General features: G+C 47.5%; 24 protein-coding genes, 1 tRNA gene and 2 pseudogenes. 16 read left to right on the top strand and 11 right to left on the bottom strand.

Annotation, left to right across the window (positions count from 1 at the left end):
- The first annotated feature begins 46 nt into the window (after positions 1–46).
- Positions 47–1,813 carry a hypothetical protein gene (locus ABDZ76_RS15655; RefSeq protein WP_343807555.1) on the top strand — a complete coding sequence of 589 codons (1,767 nt, stop codon included), beginning with the start codon at positions 47–49 and terminating at the stop codon, positions 1,811–1,813.
- Here ABDZ76_RS15655 and ABDZ76_RS15650 read toward each other — a convergent pair.
- Both ABDZ76_RS15650 and ABDZ76_RS15645 read right to left on the bottom strand, forming a co-directional pair.
- Positions 1,784–2,032, bottom strand: a complete 249-nt coding sequence (locus ABDZ76_RS15650) for a hypothetical protein (RefSeq protein ID WP_343807552.1) — start codon at positions 2,030–2,032, stop codon at positions 1,784–1,786. The two genes, ABDZ76_RS15655 and ABDZ76_RS15650, sit on opposite strands and share 30 nt — an antisense overlap.
- A 32-nt stretch (positions 2,033–2,064) precedes the next feature.
- Positions 2,065–2,469, bottom strand: coding sequence for a hypothetical protein (locus ABDZ76_RS15645; RefSeq protein ID WP_343807549.1), 405 nt, complete (start codon positions 2,467–2,469; stop codon positions 2,065–2,067).
- Between the two features lie 63 nt (positions 2,470–2,532).
- Here ABDZ76_RS15645 and ABDZ76_RS15640 point away from each other — a divergent pair, with 63 nt between their 5' ends.
- From ABDZ76_RS15640 to ABDZ76_RS15595, 10 genes are all read left to right on the top strand, one after another.
- Positions 2,533–2,748 carry a hypothetical protein gene (locus ABDZ76_RS15640; protein ID WP_343807546.1) on the top strand — a complete coding sequence of 72 codons (216 nt, stop codon included), beginning with the start codon at positions 2,533–2,535 and terminating at the stop codon, positions 2,746–2,748.
- Positions 2,749–2,812: 64 nt separating this feature from the next.
- Entirely contained in the window at positions 2,813–3,610 is a 798-nt protein-coding gene (locus tag ABDZ76_RS15635; protein WP_343807543.1) for a hypothetical protein, read from the top strand.
- Positions 3,603–3,875: a hypothetical protein gene (locus tag ABDZ76_RS15630; protein WP_343807541.1), complete on the top strand. Its 273-nt coding sequence runs from the start codon at positions 3,603–3,605 to the stop codon at positions 3,873–3,875. The genes ABDZ76_RS15635 and ABDZ76_RS15630 overlap by 8 nt, the downstream gene beginning before the upstream one ends.
- Entirely contained in the window at positions 3,875–4,825 is a 951-nt protein-coding gene (locus ABDZ76_RS15625) for a phage tail protein (RefSeq protein ID WP_343807538.1), read from the top strand. Before ABDZ76_RS15630 ends, ABDZ76_RS15625 begins: the two co-directional genes overlap by 1 nt.
- A complete protein-coding gene (locus tag ABDZ76_RS15620; protein ID WP_343807535.1) occupies positions 4,825–4,968 on the top strand; it encodes a hypothetical protein in 144 nt (47 codons plus the stop codon). Before ABDZ76_RS15625 ends, ABDZ76_RS15620 begins: the two co-directional genes overlap by 1 nt.
- Before the next feature lies 1 nt (position 4,969).
- Positions 4,970–6,676, top strand: a complete 1,707-nt coding sequence (locus ABDZ76_RS15615) for a hypothetical protein (RefSeq protein WP_343807531.1) — start codon at positions 4,970–4,972, stop codon at positions 6,674–6,676.
- Complete coding sequence (locus tag ABDZ76_RS15610; RefSeq protein WP_343807528.1) at positions 6,673–7,131, top strand: hypothetical protein; 459 nt, start codon at positions 6,673–6,675, stop codon at positions 7,129–7,131. Before ABDZ76_RS15615 ends, ABDZ76_RS15610 begins: the two co-directional genes overlap by 4 nt.
- A gap of 54 nt (positions 7,132–7,185) precedes the next feature.
- Entirely contained in the window at positions 7,186–7,842 is a 657-nt protein-coding gene (locus ABDZ76_RS15605) for a lysozyme (protein ID WP_343807525.1), read from the top strand.
- Positions 7,839–8,099: a hypothetical protein gene (locus tag ABDZ76_RS15600; RefSeq protein ID WP_184224746.1), complete on the top strand. Its 261-nt coding sequence runs from the start codon at positions 7,839–7,841 to the stop codon at positions 8,097–8,099. The genes ABDZ76_RS15605 and ABDZ76_RS15600 overlap by 4 nt, the downstream gene beginning before the upstream one ends.
- Positions 8,100–8,195: 96 nt before the next feature.
- Positions 8,196–8,489 carry a hypothetical protein gene (locus ABDZ76_RS15595; protein WP_246431371.1) on the top strand — a complete coding sequence of 98 codons (294 nt, stop codon included), beginning with the start codon at positions 8,196–8,198 and terminating at the stop codon, positions 8,487–8,489.
- Here the strand turns inward: ABDZ76_RS15595 and ABDZ76_RS15590 are convergent.
- The 6 genes from ABDZ76_RS15590 to ABDZ76_RS15565 all read right to left on the bottom strand — a co-directional run bounded on the left by ABDZ76_RS15590 (position 8,436) and on the right by ABDZ76_RS15565 (position 11,271).
- Positions 8,436–8,681 (bottom strand): hypothetical protein, encoded by a 246-nt coding sequence (locus ABDZ76_RS15590; RefSeq protein ID WP_184224745.1) that lies wholly within the window; start codon positions 8,679–8,681, stop codon positions 8,436–8,438. The genes ABDZ76_RS15595 and ABDZ76_RS15590 overlap by 54 nt on opposite strands.
- Positions 8,682–8,796: 115 nt before the next feature.
- Positions 8,797–9,006 carry a cold-shock protein gene (locus ABDZ76_RS15585; RefSeq protein WP_343807516.1) on the bottom strand — a complete coding sequence of 70 codons (210 nt, stop codon included), beginning with the start codon at positions 9,004–9,006 and terminating at the stop codon, positions 8,797–8,799.
- A 469-nt stretch (positions 9,007–9,475) separates the two neighbouring features.
- Positions 9,476–9,610 carry a hypothetical protein gene (locus ABDZ76_RS15580; RefSeq protein ID WP_343807513.1) on the bottom strand — a complete coding sequence of 45 codons (135 nt, stop codon included), beginning with the start codon at positions 9,608–9,610 and terminating at the stop codon, positions 9,476–9,478.
- 41 nt (positions 9,611–9,651) lie between these two features.
- Positions 9,652–10,197, bottom strand: coding sequence for a hypothetical protein (locus ABDZ76_RS15575; protein WP_343807510.1), 546 nt, complete (start codon positions 10,195–10,197; stop codon positions 9,652–9,654).
- A gap of 407 nt (positions 10,198–10,604) precedes the next feature.
- Positions 10,605–10,856 (bottom strand): hypothetical protein, encoded by a 252-nt coding sequence (locus ABDZ76_RS15570; protein ID WP_343807507.1) that lies wholly within the window; start codon positions 10,854–10,856, stop codon positions 10,605–10,607.
- Positions 10,857–11,195: 339 nt separating this feature from the next.
- Positions 11,196–11,271 (bottom strand) — tRNA-Thr (locus ABDZ76_RS15565).
- Positions 11,272–11,427: 156 nt separating this feature from the next.
- Here ABDZ76_RS15565 and ABDZ76_RS15560 point away from each other — a divergent pair.
- The 3 genes and pseudogenes from ABDZ76_RS15560 to ABDZ76_RS17730 all read left to right on the top strand — a co-directional run.
- A complete protein-coding gene (locus ABDZ76_RS15560; RefSeq protein WP_343807504.1) occupies positions 11,428–12,204 on the top strand; it encodes an NAD kinase in 777 nt (258 codons plus the stop codon).
- A gap of 339 nt (positions 12,205–12,543) precedes the next feature.
- A pseudogene (locus tag ABDZ76_RS15555) lies at positions 12,544–13,746 on the top strand (DEAD/DEAH box helicase); the annotation flags it as partial.
- Positions 13,747–13,914: 168 nt separating this feature from the next.
- Positions 13,915–14,097: pseudogene (locus ABDZ76_RS17730) on the top strand (hypothetical protein); the annotation flags it as partial.
- 68 nt (positions 14,098–14,165) lie between these two features.
- Here the strand turns inward: ABDZ76_RS17730 and ABDZ76_RS15550 are convergent.
- Positions 14,166–15,374 (bottom strand): UbiH/UbiF family hydroxylase, encoded by a 1,209-nt coding sequence (locus tag ABDZ76_RS15550; protein WP_343807501.1) that lies wholly within the window; start codon positions 15,372–15,374, stop codon positions 14,166–14,168.
- 232 nt (positions 15,375–15,606) lie between these two features.
- On the opposite strand from ABDZ76_RS15550, the gene pcsA reads away from it, so the two are divergent.
- The gene (gene pcsA / locus ABDZ76_RS15545; protein ID WP_343807498.1) at positions 15,607–16,371 is read left to right on the top strand and encodes a phosphatidylcholine synthase; all 765 of its coding nucleotides are present in this window, start codon (positions 15,607–15,609) and stop codon (positions 16,369–16,371) included.
- Entirely contained in the window at positions 16,368–17,345 is a 978-nt protein-coding gene (locus ABDZ76_RS15540; protein WP_343807495.1) for a quinone oxidoreductase family protein, read from the top strand. Before pcsA ends, ABDZ76_RS15540 begins: the two co-directional genes overlap by 4 nt.
- Positions 17,346–17,411: 66 nt before the next feature.
- Here the strand turns inward: ABDZ76_RS15540 and ABDZ76_RS15535 are convergent, their stop codons facing one another.
- Positions 17,412–18,908 (bottom strand): undecaprenyl-phosphate glucose phosphotransferase, encoded by a 1,497-nt coding sequence (locus ABDZ76_RS15535; RefSeq protein ID WP_343807492.1) that lies wholly within the window; start codon positions 18,906–18,908, stop codon positions 17,412–17,414.
- 148 nt (positions 18,909–19,056) lie between these two features.
- Positions 19,057–19,647, bottom strand: coding sequence for a polysaccharide biosynthesis/export family protein (locus ABDZ76_RS15530; RefSeq protein WP_343807489.1), 591 nt, complete (start codon positions 19,645–19,647; stop codon positions 19,057–19,059).
- Between the last annotated feature and the right edge of the window lie 50 nt (positions 19,648–19,697).

Genomic DNA, 19,697 nt, shown 5'->3' with positions numbered 1-19,697 from the left:
AATTAATACGCGCAAACTCAACCCGATTCTCAATCAGGGGTCTATTATGCCAATTGTTAAGATGCCAGACGGAACGCAAGTGCGGTTTCCGGATGATATGCCACGCGAACAAATCCGAGATATGATCGCGTCAAAGTTTCCAGATGCAGCGCAGAAAGTGCAGCCACAAGCCAATCGTGACGGGACATATGGGCAAGTGCCGGAGGGCATGGTGCTTAATCCGGCCACCGGCCAGATGGAGGATATGCGAAGCCCCGCAAATCCGAATATCCCGCAGGGCGGTGCTAACGCGCTTGGCCTTGGTATTGGTCAGGGCGCTGGCTTTAACCTTTTGGATGAAGCGGCGGCAGGCCTGACAATCCCATTTGGCGGTAATTACGATTACAACCTTGCACGAATGCGTGAAGCGGAACGCAGAGCATCAGAAGAACATCCTGTCGCGTATTATGGTGGTCAGGTTGGTGGCGCAATTGGTACTGGCATTGGTCTGGCTAAGGGTGGATTGTCAGCAACTAATGCTGCGATTAATTCAGGTGCGCGGTTGCCAGCGGTTGCGCTCGCATCGGGTGCAGAAGGTGCTGCTCTCGGAGCTGGTTATGGATTTGGCGCGGGGGAAGGGGGAGAGGGCAGGCTACAGGGGGCAAGAGATGCTGGGGTGCTTGGCTTTGGAGTGGGTTTTGCAACCCCGTATGCTATTCATGGCGCTTCTAAAGCGTTTCAGAAAGTCCGTAGCCCTTTTGCAGCCTCCCCAGAGCGTACAGCCGCAGCTCACTTTTTAGAAGGTGAAGGCATCCCGCTAACCGCAGGTCAGAAGACCGGCAGTCGCGGTCTTCGATATGCTGAAAGCGAACTTGGGGGCGGCAGAACTGCTGATATTATGGCAGAGCAAGGGCGCGCTTTTACAGACGCAGCAATGCGCCGTGCTGGTGGTAGTGGTCTGGCCGACGAAGATAGTTTACGTGCCCTGCAAAGCAGGTTATCTAAAGGCTTTGAAGGGATATCGAAGCGAAACAATATGACCGCTGATGGTGATTTGTTGCGTGATATGCTCGGAACACTTCAAGAATACAACAAAGTTCTACCATCGGAACAAAAGCAGATTTTAGGGGGTGTTGTTCAGGATGTTGGGGAGCGCATCAAGGCCGGTGGCGGTATGATGAGCGGGTCCGAGTATCAATCAATTCGATCACGCTTGACTAAAAGAGCTTTTAACGCTCGTGGCTCTGATAATGAACTTGCAGACGCATATCGCGGCATTCGTAATGCTTTGGATAGCGCCATGGAACGTTCGGTTTCGGGAGTTGATGCTGGCGTTTGGAAAGAGCTGCGACGACAGTACGGTAATTCGAAAGTTCTGATGAAGGCCGCTAAGGGCGGCGGCGAAGAAGCTGCACTTGGTATTATCTCGCCTGCTCGACTTAGGATGGCTGCATCTTCAGGCAACGGTGATGCTTATGTGCTAGGTAATACTGACTTCTCGCAACTGGCTAAAGCCGGTCAGGCTGCGATGACACCTCTGCCAGACAGCGGAACTGCATCGCGCCTTGCTACGCGCGGGCTTATGAGCCTTCCTGCTGGGATGGGGGCTATTGCTGGTGGTGCGACGGGCGATGTTATGACTGGTTTAGCCGGAGCGGCTGCAGGTGCAGCAGTGCCTAAGGTCGCTGGTAAAATACTCATGTCAGATACAGCGCAGCGTTATTTAGCAAATCAGATTGCCAGAAGCCCAATGACAGCAGAAAGCCGAACATTATTGAACGCACTATTTAATGCACAGGGAGGCTTAATGGCGGGGCGCCTTGCTACGCCATGAGGCAGGGACGTTAAGCCCTGCTGTATCAGCAACCCAGCTAACTAAAAAGCAACCCGTCCCAACGCCGAGCATTATTTGCGGCCAGTTTATCCCGTCTATTAAGAAAAGTATCCAAAACAAAGCAACAAGCGCCCATCCCGCCTTCCAAATCCATTTTGGTTGGCGCTTTTCGTTGGGAATGTGTTCGATGGTTTTAGGGTCGTGGTCGATTTGGTTCATTCGTCAGCCTTGGTTGGGGGGCGGTTTATCTTTCAGAATATTTCATCCTTGCATGTCTTAAGTATATAAGGATTTAGCGTGTTCGATGCTCTTTGAACGGATAGATAACCAATAACACGGCCATTTTTTATTATCATTGGAGGGGTGCTACTGAACTCATTGAATGGTGATTTATCAGAAAATTTTCCACCGTAAGAGCCAAACTCATTCCAAATACTTTGCCCTGAAAATTCACTGCCGTGTGTACCAAATTCGTTAAGTACGGATTTTGAATCAAATTGCGACGAAACATTGCCTAAGAAAGTGCCGTCTTGCGCAACAATGTTGGCGCCAGAGATTTGTTGACACAATGACTGCGCATGCCCTGTTGTAGGTAGGCTCAGCGTTATTACAGCTGGTAGGGCAGCCTTAAGTAAATGTGTCCTGATAGCCTTCATTGGCTCCCCCGAAGCAATCACAATTTAGCACACAACAATACTCAATCCTGAAAGGAATGGAAGATGACACCAGAAGAATTAAGACTTGAATGCCTCCGCTTAGCCCTCAAAGATTATCAGGGAAATTCTGAAAAAGTTGTAGAGCGAGCAGAGGCATTTTATAGATACCTTTCGAACAGACCTTCCCTAGTCAACGGCAGAGCATTGGGTGGCTCTCATTCTCATAGCTTCGGAGGACAAAGCTTCAATGTCACTGGGACGCTGACGGTTCGATACTAAAAATTTAGTTAGCAGTTGAATATCACAGCTTCGCTTTTGCGGGGCTTTTTTTATGGAGAAAGCAATGGTGCAAACCCCAGCGTGGTTGCGGTATGCCAACCAAGGCGCAACACGCAATCTCCCGTTAAGCCCGCAACTGCAAACTGCTTTCGGCGGGTTCTTACCTCAAATGGGTGTATCGATGGAGGTCTTTTCAGGTGGCCAGCCTGCAAAAGGCTCAGGTGGCTCTCGTGTAGGTTCAGTCCGTCATGACCACGGCAACGCGGCGGATGTTTTTTTCTACAAAGACGGGCGCCGACTTGATTGGGCTAACCCGAATGACTTGCCAATATTTCAAGATATTGTCCGACAAGGTAAGCAAGCAGGAATTACTGGGTTTGGGGCAGGGCAAGGCTATATGCAGCCCGGATCAATGCATGTTGGCTTTGGGACACCCGGAGTTTGGGGGGCGGGCGGTTCTGGCAAGAACGCGCCAAGTTGGCTCACTGAGGCATATGGCGGTGCAGGTTCGCAAGTTGCTGCGCAGTCATCATCACAGCAAAACGGAACTCCTGCTAAACCAACGGAAAGCTCACTTACGGTTGGAGAGCCGCAATCCGCCGGCATCATGAGTGCGTTCGCTGCCACACCCACACGGCAACCGCCATCATTTATAGGCGGGGTCGATCAGATCAAAAACGGCAATTATCTCGACGGCGCAGGCCAAATGTTTGGCTCCATGGCAGCAGGCGGTGGGCAGCAGCAAATTCCGCAAACTCCTGCAATGCAGTTGGCGCCAGTGCAAGGCCCATCATCACAGCAAGCAACAGCTTTGGCGAACTATGTTCAATCACTTTTAGGAAAGAAGGTGTCGAATGGCTAATATCGGCCTCGGGATGCTCGGAGGTGCGGCATCTGGTGCTGCCACAAATGGCTTGTCTAGCGGATTGGCAAGTGGAGCAATTAATGGACTGACTGATTTTGGTAATAGCCTTCAAGGTCTGCAAAAAGCTTTTGGAGGCGGTCAGGGCGGCGGTATGCCCTCAGCCGCAGATCAGAGCGGACAGCCTCAATACGGCAATAATTCAGGAAATGCGCTGGCTGGTTATGTCATGCAGCTTCTCAATCAAGGAAGGCAGGCTGGCTGATGTCTAGTATTTATGACTGGTCACTCATGGCGGCATCCAACGCCAACTCAGACGACAACATTAACTGGCAAGAAGGACAGCCACCCTCTACCGTTAACAATTCGGCACGTTCCATGATGCAGCGTATGAGGGAATTACTGTCTGATCTTGGTGGGGTGACAACGACAGCCGGAACAGCAAACGTGATCACCTTTGCTGCGAAAAGCCCGTTTAATTCTTATATGGATGGTATTCGGGTTGCTTTCAGAGCAGCTAACACAAACACTGGTACGGCCACACTCAATGTTAACTCAATAGGATCAAAGCCGATATTCCGCGTGTCGGCAAATACCGGCATCACACAACTAGCATCAGGTAACATTACCGCTAACGGCATTTATGAAGTGGTCTATTCATCCGTACTGGATGGGAATGCAGGTGGCTGGTTACTGCTAAACCCTACATTGTCTCTGAAGCCGGTTGGTTCATATGAAATCATGGCCGCCCCCATCGACTTGCCCGGATACCTGTACTGCGATGGGAGGGCAGTTTCGCGGACGGTTTATTCTGCACTGTTTAATGTCATTGGAACCCGTTTCGGGGCTGGAGATGGCGCAACGACGTTTCAAATTCCTGATTGGCGTGGTGTTTTCATGCGCGGCTGGGATGACGGGCGAGGTCTTGATAGCGGTCGTGTATTCGGGGCACAGCAAGGCGATCAAAACAAAGCTCACCTTCACCCGTTTTCAGGGGAAACCGATTTTGATGGAGATCATTACCATACATACCCTGGTCCCGCGACTGAGTTAAATCATGGCGGTATGAGACCTGCTGGGAAGGGAGGCTCTGGCGTACTGTCAACCAACACTACTGGTCGGCATAAGCACCGAGTTAGTGGGCATACAAATTCTGAAGGTGGAAGTGAGGCAAGGCCGGTTAACAACACTGTCTATATGGTGATTAAATTCTGATGACCCAAGCAATCCTCCCAGCTGCGATAGGCAGCATTAAAGATAAATCAAAAATTCGCGTCGTCATCTACGCAAATGGCAAGCTTATTCATGTGTCGCTTGCTGAATTGCTGGCTGCGGCTAACCCGTCAACGGAGGGGTAAAATGGCAGTCCCTTATCATACGCATTCATTTGAAATTCCATCAGCGACTAAGTCAGAAGTTGAAGCAGGCGTACGAACTGATGTGGCAGCGACCCCAGCTTCTCTTGGCTCAGCTGCCTCCAAAGACGTTTCTTATTTTGCAACTTCCGAGCAGGGCGAAGCCGCAACTACAGCGGTTCAATCAGTCAATGGGAAAGCTGGCAAAACAATTACTCTTGCCAAGGCGGATATTGGTCTTGGGAATGTCGAAAATACAAGCGATGCCGATAAGCCGATTTCGTCAGCTACACAAGCAGCACTAATCCTCAAAGCTAATGCGATTGATCTTGGAACAGCCGCTAGCCGTAGTATTGAAGATTTTGCCACTGCTGATCAGGGAGTGTTGGCCGATGGCGCAGCGCAGTCATCAGACCTTGGCGCTCTAGCATTAAAAGACACCATTACGACAACAGATATTTTAGCTGCGGGATCGGCTGATCCTGATGCCGTTCTAACTCGTGGCGGCTTGTGGATTAAGCCAACTGGTATCGGCGACATGTTACAGGCTGTTTACGATCCTGACGGCACGGGTAAAGTTCTAATTGCTAAAGAAGCAGAGAAGGTTGCACTTGGGTCTGTCACAGGTTTGCAGGAAGTGCTGGATGAAAAGGCCAATACTTCTGATCTCATCGACTTCGACACAAAGGAGGAGGTCAGCCAGAAGATCGAAGCCGCTCTGACTGATAAGGCCGTCCGTGTCGATGCAGTGCAGGCTCACACTCCAGAAGAACAAGGGCAGGCTCGCGCGAACATTGGCGCCGATCTTCTTTCTGGTTTCCGCAATAAGATCATTAATGGCGATTTCACCGTTTGGCAGCGTGGCAATTCATTCACGGTACCGGCCGGTGGCAGGTCGTATACCGCTGATCGATGGGGGGTTGTCAACAGCACAAACCAGCCTCTTTTAGTTGAAATGGTAGGGCCATACTTTGATCAAGGCAGTCCGGGATATTTTATGCGTTTGTCGTTCGTCACGGCACCCACAACGGGTGAGGTCTACGTACTGCAAGCTATCGAGGGTGTAGCTACCCTTGCAGGGAAAACTGCCACATTTACCGCCCTTTTAGGTAGCCCAAGCGGAACACCTGTCGATTTCACAATATACACTGCACAGCGGTTTGGTGTTGGTGGTAGTGCCACAGTGCCAACAATCTTCGCGAACGCTGTAACAGTTTCAGAGGCGTTTCAGAAAGTATCAACTGCAAGTGATCTACCTAGCATTGTCGGTAAAGAGATAGGCGAAGATAGCAATTTGCATGTGGCCATACAGTTTTCTCCGCGCCACGCGGGTATCGCATATGATATTGCTCACGTCTCCCTCGTAGAAGGCGACGCTACTGCTGAGGCCGATCCGTTTTCACTGCGTCATATTCAGCAAGAGGAGGCGCTGTGCTTTAGATACTTTTCTAAGACATACGCATCCATAACATTTCACGCTGACGCCCCCCAAAAGTCATCAACTACATTGGTAAGTTTTCCCGTCAGCATGAGACAAACCCCCACTGCAATTAAACTTGGAATTGACCCCGCTAACGTACTCAATATTCAAAGTTCGCATTTATATACAGTGACTAAATTAAACTTAAAATTTGAAGTTGTTGCATCGAACGCAGGGCTTACTTACGTGGATGCACAGCCTATAACTTTAGACGCGGAGTTTCCAGTATGATCGAAAGTGCAAAGTACACAGAACAAGGCTCAATTATCGCTGTTATCGATGGGCAGGTGATGGTAGTGCCGGATGATATGAGTAATCGACACCGCGTCATGCTTGCCGAGTGGGAAGCTGAAGGTAATGTGATTGAGCCTTACGTTGCGCCGCCTGTTATTGAGCTAATACCGGATGAAATCAGCCGCCGCCAATTCTTCCAGCAATTGGCCGTAATGGAGATCATCACAAAAGCGGAAGCGCTGGCCGCTTTACAGAACGGGACAATACCCGATCCTTTGCAAGTGATCATCGATCAGCTACTGACAGAAGATGATCAATTCAACGCCCAGATGCTCGTCATAGGCGCGTCGACTTTCAACCGAACTCATCCACTCGCCGAGATTGTCCGTCAGGCTATGCAATGGTCTGTTGAGCAGAAAGATGACTTTTGGCGAGAGGCTCATAAGCTTTAAGCTGACTAATCACACCGCCTCTGAGGCGGTTTTTTATTGCCGAAAGGAAATGACATGACACGACGTATTAGCGCGGCGGGGCTTTCGCACATCCAGAAATGGGAAGGCAAACGGCTGACTGCTTACCAGGATGTGGCTGGTATCTGGACAATTGGCTATGGCCATACATCAGCGGCCGGAGCGCCCAAGGTCGTTGCTGGCATGAAGATCAATGATCAGGAGGCGGTGCGTATTCTGCGTGCTGATCTGGCGAAGTTTGAAAAACGGGTAACTGATCTGGTCAAAGTGCCTCTTAACGATAATCAGTATGCAGCGCTTGTTTCGTTTGATTTCAACACTGGCTCTCTTCACAAATCCACATTGCTTAAAAAACTGAATGGAGGTGATTACGGCGCGGTACCGGCAGAGCTTATGAAATGGGTGAACGCTGGCGGTAAACGAGTGCAGGGGCTGGTCAATCGACGTGCTGCCGAAGCGGGTCTTTGGGCTAAAGGTGATTTCGTCTCTTCCAACTACATTGCCCCTGAACAGAAGAAAGATACTCTGCTTAAACCTGAATTAATTGCCTCAGCTGGTGGCTTGCTTTCAGGGCTTGGCGGTATGGCCGCAGGATCGTCACCAATCCAATGGGCGCTGGCGATTATCATGGTTGGGGCGTTTGGTATCGGTGTATATTATCTGATTAAGCGCATGCGGGAACAATCCGTATGAGGCTCACACTTCAACATATCATTGGCGCATTCATCGGAGGGGCAGTTTCAGGCCTCTTTTTTTACGCGCTCGGCATTCATGATGGTAAACAGCAGGCAGCGCTTAAAGCTGCCGAGGCTGTCGGTCAGGCATTCCAGAACAGGGCAGGTATCAATGAGACAATCACCAATATGGACGGCTTTACTCTCTGTGTTGAGCTTGGCGGGGTGCGCGACCAGTGCGAGCAATTGCGCGGGCTGGCAGAAGATCAGCCTTAAGCCAGAAACGGCTGTGTACGTGACTCAAAACGATAAACTGGCAGGGCAAGGAATCGCCAGTCATAATGCATATGGAAAGAAGGCTGGGTGCTGGTGATGATACCAAACGACAATGATTTCGATTTACGTTCTCGTATCATCGGCAACGAGCATCAGATAACTGCCATGGCCTTACGCGTAACTTCTCTTGAGCAATGGCAGCGACAAGCTGAATTGGCAGATGCGCGTAAGGACGAGCAGTGGAAGCACATGGACAACCGGTTCAATGATCTGGAAAAGAAAATATCGGGTGTAAGTGAAACATTAGCAAAGGTAGTCTGGCTGATTATTAGTGCTTTAATTCTTGGTGTAATCAGTTTCATTATTAAAGGAGGTTTTAACACCCTTTGATATGGTTTTACGTAATGTCTCGACAGGTTGAAATGCCAGACGCGCAGCTTTGAGGCGAGCTGTTTTCTCGGCTCTTAGTCTTGTTTCTTCATCAATTTCTTTTTCCACTCTTGTTCGTATTTGGTTATGCAATTGCGTTTTTTGAAATGCAATTTCAGCCGTTTCGCGAAGGGCGCTAAATGTATTTTTCATGAATTATCCATATGTAATAGAAAATAAAAAAGGCCAGACAATTTGTCTGACCTCAGTTGGTATTATTTTCTCATTAGTGCCAGTACATCCGTGGTCAAGAATGAGTAATACCGAATTATGCTGCTTGCAGATTGCAAGCTGACATTTTGCCTGACTTGTTGTCACGCTCTGTGTCGTATCCGATTTTCTGGCCTTCATTCAGTTGGGACATGTTCGCACGCTCAACTGCAGAAATATGTACAAACACATCGTTGCCGCCATTGTCAGGCTGGATAAAGCCGAAGCCTTTAATTGAATCAAACCATTTAACTGTGCCAGTGGTCATAATGAACCCTCTCTTAGCAATAAATAAGATGCTCCCAGCTCAATATGAACTGTGAGTATGATAACGATTTTTTGAAAGGGAAGGTTCGTTAAAGGCGCTAATGATGCGCAAGAAGCAAAGCTAAACAAGCAAATATCGATATGGCTAATGTAGGTGCTATAATCTTAAAGTCAACCCTCAGCTTGGATTTAAATAAAAACTCTGCTTTTGATTGTTGTTATTTTGTTTATTCCCACATGTTTATGTCATTCCAATATCACATTTCCCCAAAGTGGCCATGAAAGGCAAAACTGCCCCATTTCTTGCAGCCGTTATGCATGCACCAATGTTCATCTACACCGGTGGTTGTTCGGGTTTTACTCTCGTCATTTGTGCTCATAGTCGTTTCCTGCGTGGTACAACTGTCCATGCAAACGGTAATAAAAAAGCCCCGTTAAACGGGGCTTTCTTTGTGTATATTTTTTATGGACTAAGCCGCTGCTTTTTGTTCAGTAGATCGGTTGTTAGACATAAACATAGATGTTTTTTTAAATTCTTTTAGGCCGATCTTTTGAATTGCATGCTTGACGGCATTATCAATTGCATAACCAATTGCTTTGTCCATTACATTGTCCTCTCGTCACGCTGTATTGTAGCGCCTAAGCACTACTTTCTGGTTATATATAGCCATGATCCACTCATTTGAACAGAGTGGAAAACTTCTTCTTGTTTTAGCCCGTGACTAAAAGCTGTAAAAAAGCTTAAATCTGAAGGGCTTCGTACGTGAAATTTTATATGCTTACTCTTTAAAATTTCATCAATGTAGGCTAATTGTACGACTTGATAGAGCAATGATACCAGAACTTCACCATAATCGTGACCTGGTATGTCTCTTAGGTCATATTCAGGTGACATGGTTATAAAGCGAACCCGCATAACTGGCCCATCATACTTGGGTAGCAATGTGGTGTTGACTTGACATACAGCAAGATGTTTTTGATTTTTGACAAGTGCAAAAACCCCAGCAAGTTTGTTTCCATTATTTGCTAAAGGGTTCAATACGCTAAATGTTTCTCCCGCGTATGACTCAAAATCTTCATCTAAATCATCACATTGCTGGCGCCAGTCACTTTCAAAGCTATTCCATGATCCATTTGCATGATCTAATTTTACAAAACTATAATCATCAAAAAAGTCTTTATGTTCATCCATAGCCTACACCTGCCACCAAGAATCGTTAGGCACGTAGTATCGTTTTATTAAAAGCTTGTCATTACAGGTTTCATTGATCGTAGAAACTATGCGGCTTAAGTATTAGGTCATTGTCTCCATAAATTAAAATTTTAGGGGCAATTTGTCTCATGTTGGTCGTCTTAAGTTGTCAGGCTCTCTGTATGTAAGGTAATCGCCTTGCGGATCGACTTGGCCTAATAAGGTTTCAAGTTTGTTATTTACGCGGTTGCTGCATATTTTACAGCGCAATCTGCGTTCAATAGAAATTAATGTTAGTTCCTCGCCGCAGATAGCTGCCAAAAATCGGGATGGTATTTCCCGAGTATGGGCGCATTTATTGCAAGTGAGACGGATCAAGTCTTTATGACTCAGATCATATAGGCGGGTCATGCTATGCCACCTACAAAGCCGCTCAGTTCCTTAAGGCGCTCCATAGCCATGCGGAATCGTCCGTCACAACCTTTACCGCGGCACCGTGAACGCCGCTCGACTTCATCGAGGTAAAGCTGCTCATAGCCTTCCTTCTTACAAATGTCGGCTTTCTTGATGTAAACAAGGCGGCCGCATTTAAGGCAGATCATTTCTAAGCGTTGATCATCTTCCAGATCACGAACTTGTATTTGGCTTTTCCAGTTCATGGCACAGCTATCCCGTGGCGCTAAACGTGCGCAAAAGGGTTGAATGTATTTTTACAAAAGCTAATTTGTTCTTTAAATGTTCTAATTTAATTAGAGAGTCAAATCGTATTTTAGGCTGTGAATAATGAAAATAAGAATCAGTGGCTGGCATTATTGTCAGGGATGAGACAGGCCAGTGCGATTGCCCTTAATGACACCACAAAAGGTGAGGGACGTAAAACTTATTCTTAAATGAAATCAATGGTGATTTCGGGATGTCAGGTGAGGGGAGCGTGAAATCAGATTTTACAGGTAAGTGATTGTAATCACTTTGCAATTTGCATCACTGTAAAAGAAAAGTGGTGCCCCCAGAGAGACTCGAACTCCCGACCCCCTGATTACAAATCAGGTGCTCTACCAACTGAGCTATAAGGGCAACCTTGATGCTGAAATAGCATATTAATTCAAAGAGTAAAGGGGGAAATCTAAAAAAACGTCGACTGGCTAAGTTTTTTTAGCTGTGCTACCCCTTTTTATGGATAAACTGCATTATTCATCCACAATTTGGCACTGATGGAGCCTGAAAAAACAAATGTCGCGTGAATTTAACAGCTATCATTTCCTCTCTTCCGGCACAAAAGAATCGCTTGAAGCCGAATCTTTGTGCATTGCCCGATATGGACAGTCCAAAATTGAGGATGCTGATGTGATTGTTGCCCTTGGTGGTGACGGTTTGATGTTGCAAACGCTGCGCGACTTTATGAATACCGGCAAACCGGTCTATGGCATGAATCGCGGTTCGGTTGGTTTTCTGATGAACGAGTTTCATGTTGACGGATTGCCGGAGCGGTTAGCTGATGCTCAATTGGAAACAATCCGTCCTTTACGTATGCGTGCAAAGGCAGCAAGTGGTGGTGAAATCGTGGCGATGGCTATTAATGAAGTGTCTTTGTTCCGTCAGTCTTATCAGGCGGCCAAGATACAAATCTCCATTGATGATAAAGTGCGGCTGGAAGAGCTTGCCTGTGACGGCGTGATGTTGGCAACGCCTGCCGGTTCCACCGCTTATAATTTGTCGGCACAAGGGCCGATCCTGCCATTGGAAGCACCGCTTCTGGCGTTGACGGCTGTCAGCCCCTATCGCCCGCGTCGCTGGGGTGGGGCGCTTTTGCCTAAAAACGTAACCGTTCGCTTTGATATATTGGAAGCAGACAAGCGCCCTGTGAATGCTGTTGCTGATAATAAGGAAGTGAAATCTGTCCTGAGTGTCACTATCCGTGAAGCACGTAACAGTAAGATTAATATTCTGTTTGATAAGAACCACTCATGGGATGAGCGCATTCTAACCGAGCAGTTCAGGCACAACTAACACATACTTTGATAAGGGCTCTTATATAGAGGGTGTTATGTGTCTATATAATGTTAATATGCGTGTCTTTATATATGCGTTAAAATTGGTGATGATGTCTTTTTTGCTCTGATTTGATCTCGGACTTTTCAAATTAAAGCATTTTTATCGCTTTGAACCGTCAAAACTTAACAAAAACGCCATTTTTGTTGACTTTTAAAGCTCATCCTTTTATCGCAAAGCTAAAGATAAATGTCTGATCATTTATAAGTATATTCTTTCTGTCATGCTTGGCGTTTTATAATGCTGCATCAGATTGATATGATCACTAAAACCCAAGCTAAGAGAGCTAAGCCTCCATTGACAACATTCGCCGAACTCGGACTTTCCCCGAAAGTGCTTTCAGCTGTAGAAACGGCAGGCTATACAGCCCCAACTCCTATTCAGGCCGGCACAATTCCTCCAGCACTTGAGCGCAAGGATGTTTTGGGAATTGCCCAAACAGGAACAGGTAAAACCGCTTCTTTCGTTTTACCAATGCTGACCTTGCTGGAAAAAGGTCGTGCCCGTGCCCGTATGCCGCGCACACTCATTTTGGAGCCAACCCGTGAGCTGGCTGCACAGGTGGAAGAAAACTTCACTAAATATGGTATTAATCATCGCCTCAATGTGGCTTTGCTCATTGGTGGTGTTTCATTTGAAGAGCAGGAGCGTAAGCTTGAACGGGGCGCTGATGTCCTGATCGCAACGCCCGGCCGTATGCTTGATCATTTTGAACGCGGTAAACTGCTGCTCACCGGCGTGGAAATCCTCGTTGTTGATGAAGCTGACCGTATGCTGGATATGGGTTTCATTCCGGACATTGAGCGTATTTGCAAACTCATTCCGTTTACCCGTCAGACCTTGTTTTTCTCGGCAACCATGCCGCCGGAAATTACCAAGCTGACCGAGCAGTTTTTGCATTCGCCAGTACGCATTGAAACGGCCAAAGCCTCTTCAACAGCCAAAACGGTGACCCAGCGTCTGGTTAAATCCGGCAAGAAGCCTTGGGATAAGCGCGCAGCTCTGCGTGATATTATCAATGCGGAAGAAGCTGAACTGAAAAATGCGATCATCTTCTGTAATCGCAAAAAAGATGTGTCGGAATTGTTCCGCTCGCTTGTAAAGCACGGTTTTGAAGCCGGTGCATTGCATGGCGATATGGATCAGCGTTCACGCATGACAATGCTGAGCAATTTCAAAGAAGGCCGCCTGAAGCTTTTGGTGGCTTCTGATGTGGCTGCGCGTGGCCTTGATATTCCTGATGTCAGCCATGTGTTTAACTTTGATGTGCCAGTTCATGCTGAAGATTATGTGCACCGTATTGGCCGTACCGGTCGTGCAGGGCGCTCTGGTAAGGCTTTCACCGTCGTAACACAGGCTGATACCAAGCCATTGGCTGCGATCGAAGCTATGATCAACGAAAAGATTGAATGGCATGATGGCGATTTGAGCACCTTGCCGGTAGCCGTTGAGCCTGAAGAAAGCAGCAATAACCGTCGTGGCCGTAATCAACGTGGCAAGCCGCAAAAAGCACAGCATGCTGATAAAGATGTGCGCATCGTTGAAAAAGAACCGCGCGTGAGTGAAGAAATGCCTCAGGATCTGAGTAAAGCCGCACAGCCTATTATTGATGATGTGCCGATTTTTGTTGGCCAGCACAAAACTGTTGCGCCTGCTGATTCAGGTAGCCGTCGCGACCAGATCCGCGCCGCGAATGAAGAACGCCGTTTGCGCGGTCAGAACGATCAGCAGAATCGCCGCAACAATCATCGTCGTGATCATGATGACGGCCCGTCACCGATTGGTTTCGGTAATGATATTCCGGCTTTCATGCTGATTGAAATTAATATCGGCAATAGTCAGTCCAGCTGATTATTGTTGGAATAAAAATAATAAAGCCGGTCAATTGACCGGCTTTATTTTTGTTCAGTTTTTCAAATTCAAACTTTACGCTTTGGAAATGCGGGCAGCATTTTGTTGAAACCGCTGCCTGGACGCAAGCCTTCACGCATAAAAAATGAACGTAAGGGCATGAAATTGCGCAACATTTCAAGGCCAAAATTGCGTGCGATCTGTGCTGGCAGCATCGGTGACAGTAGTGAACGATTAAGCGCATCAACCGAGCCGGTACGTGCCAGAATATCCGGGCGGCGCAAGCGGTCATATTGACGGATAACACGATCACTACCCGGATCGCTGATATCGGCTTTCAACGCAGTCAGAATGGTTTCAATATCGCGGGTGCCCAGATTAAGTCCTTGCGCACCGATCGGCGGAAACACATGGGCTGCTTCACCGATCAGGATTGTGCGTTTGGCTGCAAAAACATGCGGCACCAGCCCTGAAAGCGGCCAGCCTTGCGGCACAGTTTCAACGCTCACAGCGCCCAGCATATGCTGCATACGGTTTTCAATTTCACGGCTAAGTTGCTCCGCACTCATAGTTAAAAGTGTGGTTGCCTGTGCCGGATCAACCACCCAGACCAGACTTGAACGGTTGCCCTGTAAAGGAACTTGCGTAAAAGGACCGGTTTCTGTGTGGAACTCAGTTGAAATATTTTCATGCGGGCGTTCATGGCTAAAGCATAGAACAACCGCCGTTTGCGGATAAGCCCAGCGATGTGTGCGGATACCGGCTGCATCTCTGGCACCCGAATTACGCCCGTCAGCAGCAATCAAAAGCCGAGTATTGAAAAGCTGGCCATCCGATAAAGTCAGTTCGACATTATCGGAATTGGAGGTGAAGCTCTCTGCATGAGCATGGATGCGCTCAATACGTTGATCGGCATTGACGGCTTCACTCAGCTTTTCGTTTAAATGCGCATTCGGAATATTAAAGCCGAAAGTTTCTTCACCGAGTTCGGATGCTCTGAATGTCACGGTCGGGCTGCGGATGAGGCGCTTGGTGCCATCAATAATCCGCATAGAAGATAAGGCAGCCGCTTTCGGACGGATAGCATCCCATACATTGATGCTTTCCAGAAACTGAATGGCCGGATTCATCAAAGCAGTGGTGCGACGGTCATCTTTATCCGTTTCAGGACCGATCAGCGTGACATGATAACCGCGCCCCGTTAACGCCAGCGCCGCCATCATACCGGCAGGTCCGCCACCATTGATTACAATATCTCTAGTCTGGCCATGTTTCATTGAACTTATCCTCAACAATCGAGACGTTTTTTGTTGATTCCTCAACAGAATATAAGTCTTGCTGGCTTTTATAGCATTTTACGGTGTAAAGGCTAATCGCAGAAAACGTGCATTTAATGGCGGTTTTATTTTGTGGTTTGCATGCTATTGCCAAAGGCTGGTAGAAAACCATTTCAAATCGTGCTGATAATGCAGCCATACGAAAAGATCGAGACAGAAACGGTTAAGAAGCGTGAAAAGCAAAATCGCAGACAAGATTAAAGCCAAAAAAGTAACGGCACCACAAGCCAAGGCTTTTTCGGTTCACTTACTCACCGCATCCGGCTCGTTTCTGGCATTTTTGTCCATTGTTGCTGCCAGTGATGGCCGCTGGACAGCAATGTTCTGGTGGTTGGGGCTTGCACTCTTTGTTGACGGTATTGACGGGCCCATTGCCCGCAAGTTGGAAGTCAAATATGTGCTGCCAAACTGGTCGGGCGAATTGCTCGATAATATTATCGATTATGTGACCTATGTTTTGATTCCCGCCTTCGCGCTTTATCAAAGCGGTTTCATGGGGCAAAACCTGTCTTTCATCTCCGGTGCGATTATTGTGGTCTCCAGTGCCATTTATTATGCCGATACAGGAATGAAAACGCGTGAAAACTTCTTCAAAGGTTTTCCAGTTGTCTGGAACATGGTTGTTTTCACCTTATTTATCGTGCGTCCGGGTGAATGGGTCGCCTTCAGCATTGTTGTATTCTCGGCCATTCTCTCATTCATGCCGATTTACTTCCTGCATCCGGTGCGGGTCGTGCGTCTGCGTATGCTCAACTTAAGCATCTTCCTATTGTGGTGTGTGCTTGGTGTTGCAGCGCTTTATTACTCACTTGATGCGCCATTGTGGCTGCGTGTGGCAATCTCAGTCGCCTGTATTTACATGTATTGCATCGGTGCGGTTATGCAGTTTTTTCCAAAGCTTGGTAGTTCAGGTAAAGATGTGAAGGGTAGCATATGACGATCAACGCAATCAGAGTATCGCAAACGGGCGGCGCAGAAGAACTTAAATACCAGACTGTTGAAATTGGTGAACCTAAAGCTGGCGAGGCCAAGGTTCGTCATGTCGCAGTGGGCGTTAATTTCATTGATGTTTATTTCCGCACCGGCCTTTATAAGGCAGAAAAGCTGCCTTTTACCCCAGGTAATGAAGGGGCTGGTATTGTGGTTGCGGTTGGCGAGGGTGTCACCAATGTGAAAATTGGTGACCGCGTTGCCTATGTCGGTTCGCCGGGTTCTTATGCGGATGAACGCATCATGCCGGCCGATCGCTTGGTGATTGTGCCTGATGAAGTCGATCTGAAACAAGCAGCCGGTATGATGCTGAAAGGCATGACCGCTCAATATTTGCTGCGCCAGACATTTAAAATTCAGGCTGGTACAACTATTTTGTTTCATGCCGCAGCTGGCGGTGTCGGTTTGATTGCTGGTCAATGGGCAAAACATCTGGGCGCAACCGTTATCGGCACAGCTGGTTCGGAAGAAAAAGCCAATCTGGCGCGCGCACATGGTTTTGATCATGTCATCAATTACAACACCGAAAACTTTGTTGATCGCGTTAAAGAGATCACCAATGGCGCAGGCGTTGATGTTGTTTATGATTCCGTTGGCAAAGACACCTATATGGGCTCGCTCGATGTGCTGAAATTCCGGGGTATGCTGGTCAGTTTCGGCCAGTCATCCGGCTCTATTCCACCATTTGATCTAGGATTACTGTCGCAAAAAGGTTCGCTTTTTGTAACCCGTCCAACCTTGTTCCATTATATTGCCAAGCGTGAAGAACTGGAACAAACAGCACAAGATCTCTTTGATGTTGTTGCCAAGGGTGTGGTGAAAATTAACATCAACCAGACCTATGCGCTTAAAGATGCACGTCAGGCGCATGAAGATCTGGAAGGACGTAAAACCACTGGTGGCACGATCCTGATCCCATAAAATTTAAGCTTATAAGTGATTTAAAAAAAGCGGTTTTGATTTCTCAAAGCCGCTTTTTTCATTGTGTTAATAGGCGTTTTCAGTGTTGAGCAACCGGATTGGCGTGAGGAATAAAATCTTCAAATCAAACCATAATGACCAGTTTTCAATATAATAAAGATCGAACTCGGTGCGCATACGGATTTTTTCGGCATTATCAATCTCACCGCGCCAGCCATTAATCTGTGCCCAGCCGGTGACGCCAGGCTTCACACGGTGACGGGCAAAATAGCCATCCACCACTTCATTATAAAGCAGGTTGTGGGAGACCGCAGAAACCGCATGAGGGCGAGGGCCGACAAGCGAGAGAGAGCCCATCAACGCATTGAAAAACTGCGGCAGCTCATCAATGGACGCTTTACGGATAAAACGCCCGACACGGGTAACACGCTGATCATTACGGCTGACGGTGACTTTCGCAGTGAAATCGCTCTGCTCATGATACATGGAGCGGAATTTCAGTACTTCAATCACTTCATTATTAAAGCCATGGCGTTTTTGTTTGAAAAACACCGGCCCACGGCTGTCGAGCTTAATTGCAATCGCGGTGAGCAGCATAATAGGTGAAAAAACAATAATGCCGATAAGGCTGAAGATAATGTCAAAGATACGTTTTGCCACCGAATCCCAGTCGGTAATTGGCTTGTCAAACATATCAAGCATCGGCAGATTGCCGATATAGGAATAAGCACGCGGGCGAAAGCGCAAATGACTATTATGGGCTGAAAGACGAATATCAACCGGCAGCACCCATAGTTTTTTCAAAAGCGACAGAACACGCTCTTCCGCAGAGATCGGAATAGAGACAATCAGCATATCAATATGTGCGATACGGGCAAATTCTACCAGCTCGGAAATATTGCCGAGTTTGGGATAGCCCGCCACAATAGGAGGCGAACGACGATTGTCACGATCATCAAAAATACCGCAAATGCGAATATCATTTTCCGGCTGCGCTTCAAGCGAGCGAATGAGCGTTTCTGCATTGGCACCACCGCCAACAATCACGGCTCGGCGCTCCATCGTGCCGTCACGCACCCATGAGCGGATTTTGTAGGCTGTCACAGCGCGCATGATAATGAGTAAGCTGAAGCCTGACACAAACCATAGCAAAAACCAGAAACGTGAAAAATCAGCCGAAACTTTTAGTAAGAAGGCTGCTGCTGTCAGTACCGTGAAAGCGGAAACCCATGCAATGAAAATTCTGCTGATTTGTTTCAGCGGGGATCTTAAAGCTAAGAGCTGAAAACCATCATTAATCTCCATGAAGATCAGATAGAGCGCAGCCCCAAAAAGGCTCACAAACGGATAATAAAGCCAGACTTTTGAATTAAACCCGACATAAAAAAGAAAACAGCCGATCCCTGCTAGAGTGACGGCGGTAAACTCGGCAATACGAACAAGGCCACAAAACATAACCGGAGAATAGGTGTTGTTTTTATATTGCTCAGCAACCTGCGCAGCCATTGGATTAAGCTTTACAGGCTCAGAGTTTGTGCTCTGGCTTTTTGTATCGTCACTCACTGAGAAAGCCTCACGTCAGAAAAGATGGATCAATGCCAATGCTTTACCATGTCATGCGGCAAAAATCCTTGTAAAAATCTGAGGGTTTTTCATTAAAATAAAGAGGATAGAGAAAACTCAAAGCGGAACTGAGCGGTGTAAATGTCTATCAGAATAATCTTTCACGCACATAAATTGTGTCACCCGGCATAATCGGAGCAGAAATAACAACCCGTCCGGTAATAATCTGCTGCTTGATCTGACGGGTAATATCGATGTCTTTTTGATTGGCGCGCGGTGTAAATCCACCAGCTGCTGCAATTGCTTTTTGCGCAGTCATGCCAGGCACATAAGTATATTGACCAGCAGAGCCTACTTCACCCATGATGAAAACAGGGCGATAGCGGTCAATTTCAACGCTGACATTTGGTTGGCGCAGATAGCCATTGCGCAGATGATTAGCGATTTCCGTTTCCAGCTGTTTAACCGTTTTACCACGCGCTGGAATATTGCCGACAAGCGGGAAGGAGAGGAAACCGGCCGGATCAATGCTATATGTGTTGGTAAGGTCCGCCTGTTCAAAAACAGTAATCCTTACACGGTCACCTGCATCCAATGTGTAGGGCTGGTTTAAAACCTTGTAGAAACTGTCAGGGGCAGGGCGATAGCCGGAGCAACCGCTCAGTGAAAGACAAACAGCACTTATGGCAAGAAATGCCCATTTTGCTTTGCCTGTATTTGATTTTAACTGACCAAACATCACTGACCCTTAGGACGTATCAAGCCGTCTATTAATTAACCCAGCTTGTT

Source organism: Paenochrobactrum glaciei (assembly GCF_039522165.1).
Taxonomy (GTDB): Bacteria; Pseudomonadota; Alphaproteobacteria; order Rhizobiales; family Rhizobiaceae; genus Paenochrobactrum; species Paenochrobactrum glaciei.
The sequence above is the reverse complement of the archived record's forward strand: the minus strand, read 5'-3'. Positions and strand labels throughout refer to the sequence as shown.

Excerpts from the sequence above, each read along its gene's own strand:
- ABDZ76_RS15650 (WP_343807552.1), bottom strand. The coding sequence starts at position 2,032 with ATGAACCAAATCGACCACGACCCTAAAACCATCGAACACATTCCCAAC.
- ABDZ76_RS15635 (WP_343807543.1), top strand. The coding sequence starts at position 2,813 with ATGGTGCAAACCCCAGCGTGGTTGCGGTATGCCAACCAAGGCGCAACA.
- ABDZ76_RS15610 (WP_343807528.1), top strand. The coding sequence starts at position 6,673 with ATGATCGAAAGTGCAAAGTACACAGAACAAGGCTCAATTATCGCTGTT.
- ABDZ76_RS15570 (WP_343807507.1), bottom strand. The coding sequence starts at position 10,856 with ATGAACTGGAAAAGCCAAATACAAGTTCGTGATCTGGAAGATGATCAA.
- ABDZ76_RS15585 (WP_343807516.1), bottom strand. The coding sequence starts at position 9,006 with ATGACCACTGGCACAGTTAAATGGTTTGATTCAATTAAAGGCTTCGGC.
- ABDZ76_RS15605 (WP_343807525.1), top strand. The coding sequence starts at position 7,186 with ATGACACGACGTATTAGCGCGGCGGGGCTTTCGCACATCCAGAAATGG.
- ABDZ76_RS15560 (WP_343807504.1), top strand. The coding sequence starts at position 11,428 with ATGTCGCGTGAATTTAACAGCTATCATTTCCTCTCTTCCGGCACAAAA.
- ABDZ76_RS15600 (WP_184224746.1), top strand. The coding sequence starts at position 7,839 with ATGAGGCTCACACTTCAACATATCATTGGCGCATTCATCGGAGGGGCA.
- ABDZ76_RS15590 (WP_184224745.1), bottom strand. The coding sequence starts at position 8,681 with ATGAAAAATACATTTAGCGCCCTTCGCGAAACGGCTGAAATTGCATTT.
- ABDZ76_RS15550 (WP_343807501.1), bottom strand. The coding sequence starts at position 15,374 with ATGAAACATGGCCAGACTAGAGATATTGTAATCAATGGTGGCGGACCT.
- ABDZ76_RS15630 (WP_343807541.1), top strand. The coding sequence starts at position 3,603 with ATGGCTAATATCGGCCTCGGGATGCTCGGAGGTGCGGCATCTGGTGCT.
- ABDZ76_RS15580 (WP_343807513.1), bottom strand. The coding sequence starts at position 9,610 with ATGGACAAAGCAATTGGTTATGCAATTGATAATGCCGTCAAGCATGCA.
- ABDZ76_RS15655 (WP_343807555.1), top strand. The coding sequence starts at position 47 with ATGCCAATTGTTAAGATGCCAGACGGAACGCAAGTGCGGTTTCCGGAT.
- ABDZ76_RS15640 (WP_343807546.1), top strand. The coding sequence starts at position 2,533 with ATGACACCAGAAGAATTAAGACTTGAATGCCTCCGCTTAGCCCTCAAA.
- ABDZ76_RS15530 (WP_343807489.1), bottom strand. The coding sequence starts at position 19,647 with ATGTTTGGTCAGTTAAAATCAAATACAGGCAAAGCAAAATGGGCATTT.
- ABDZ76_RS15645 (WP_343807549.1), bottom strand. The coding sequence starts at position 2,469 with ATGAAGGCTATCAGGACACATTTACTTAAGGCTGCCCTACCAGCTGTA.
- ABDZ76_RS15625 (WP_343807538.1), top strand. The coding sequence starts at position 3,875 with ATGTCTAGTATTTATGACTGGTCACTCATGGCGGCATCCAACGCCAAC.
- ABDZ76_RS15540 (WP_343807495.1), top strand. The coding sequence starts at position 16,368 with ATGACGATCAACGCAATCAGAGTATCGCAAACGGGCGGCGCAGAAGAA.
- ABDZ76_RS15575 (WP_343807510.1), bottom strand. The coding sequence starts at position 10,197 with ATGGATGAACATAAAGACTTTTTTGATGATTATAGTTTTGTAAAATTA.
- ABDZ76_RS15615 (WP_343807531.1), top strand. The coding sequence starts at position 4,970 with ATGGCAGTCCCTTATCATACGCATTCATTTGAAATTCCATCAGCGACT.
- ABDZ76_RS15620 (WP_343807535.1), top strand. The coding sequence starts at position 4,825 with ATGACCCAAGCAATCCTCCCAGCTGCGATAGGCAGCATTAAAGATAAA.
- ABDZ76_RS15595 (WP_246431371.1), top strand. The coding sequence starts at position 8,196 with ATGATACCAAACGACAATGATTTCGATTTACGTTCTCGTATCATCGGC.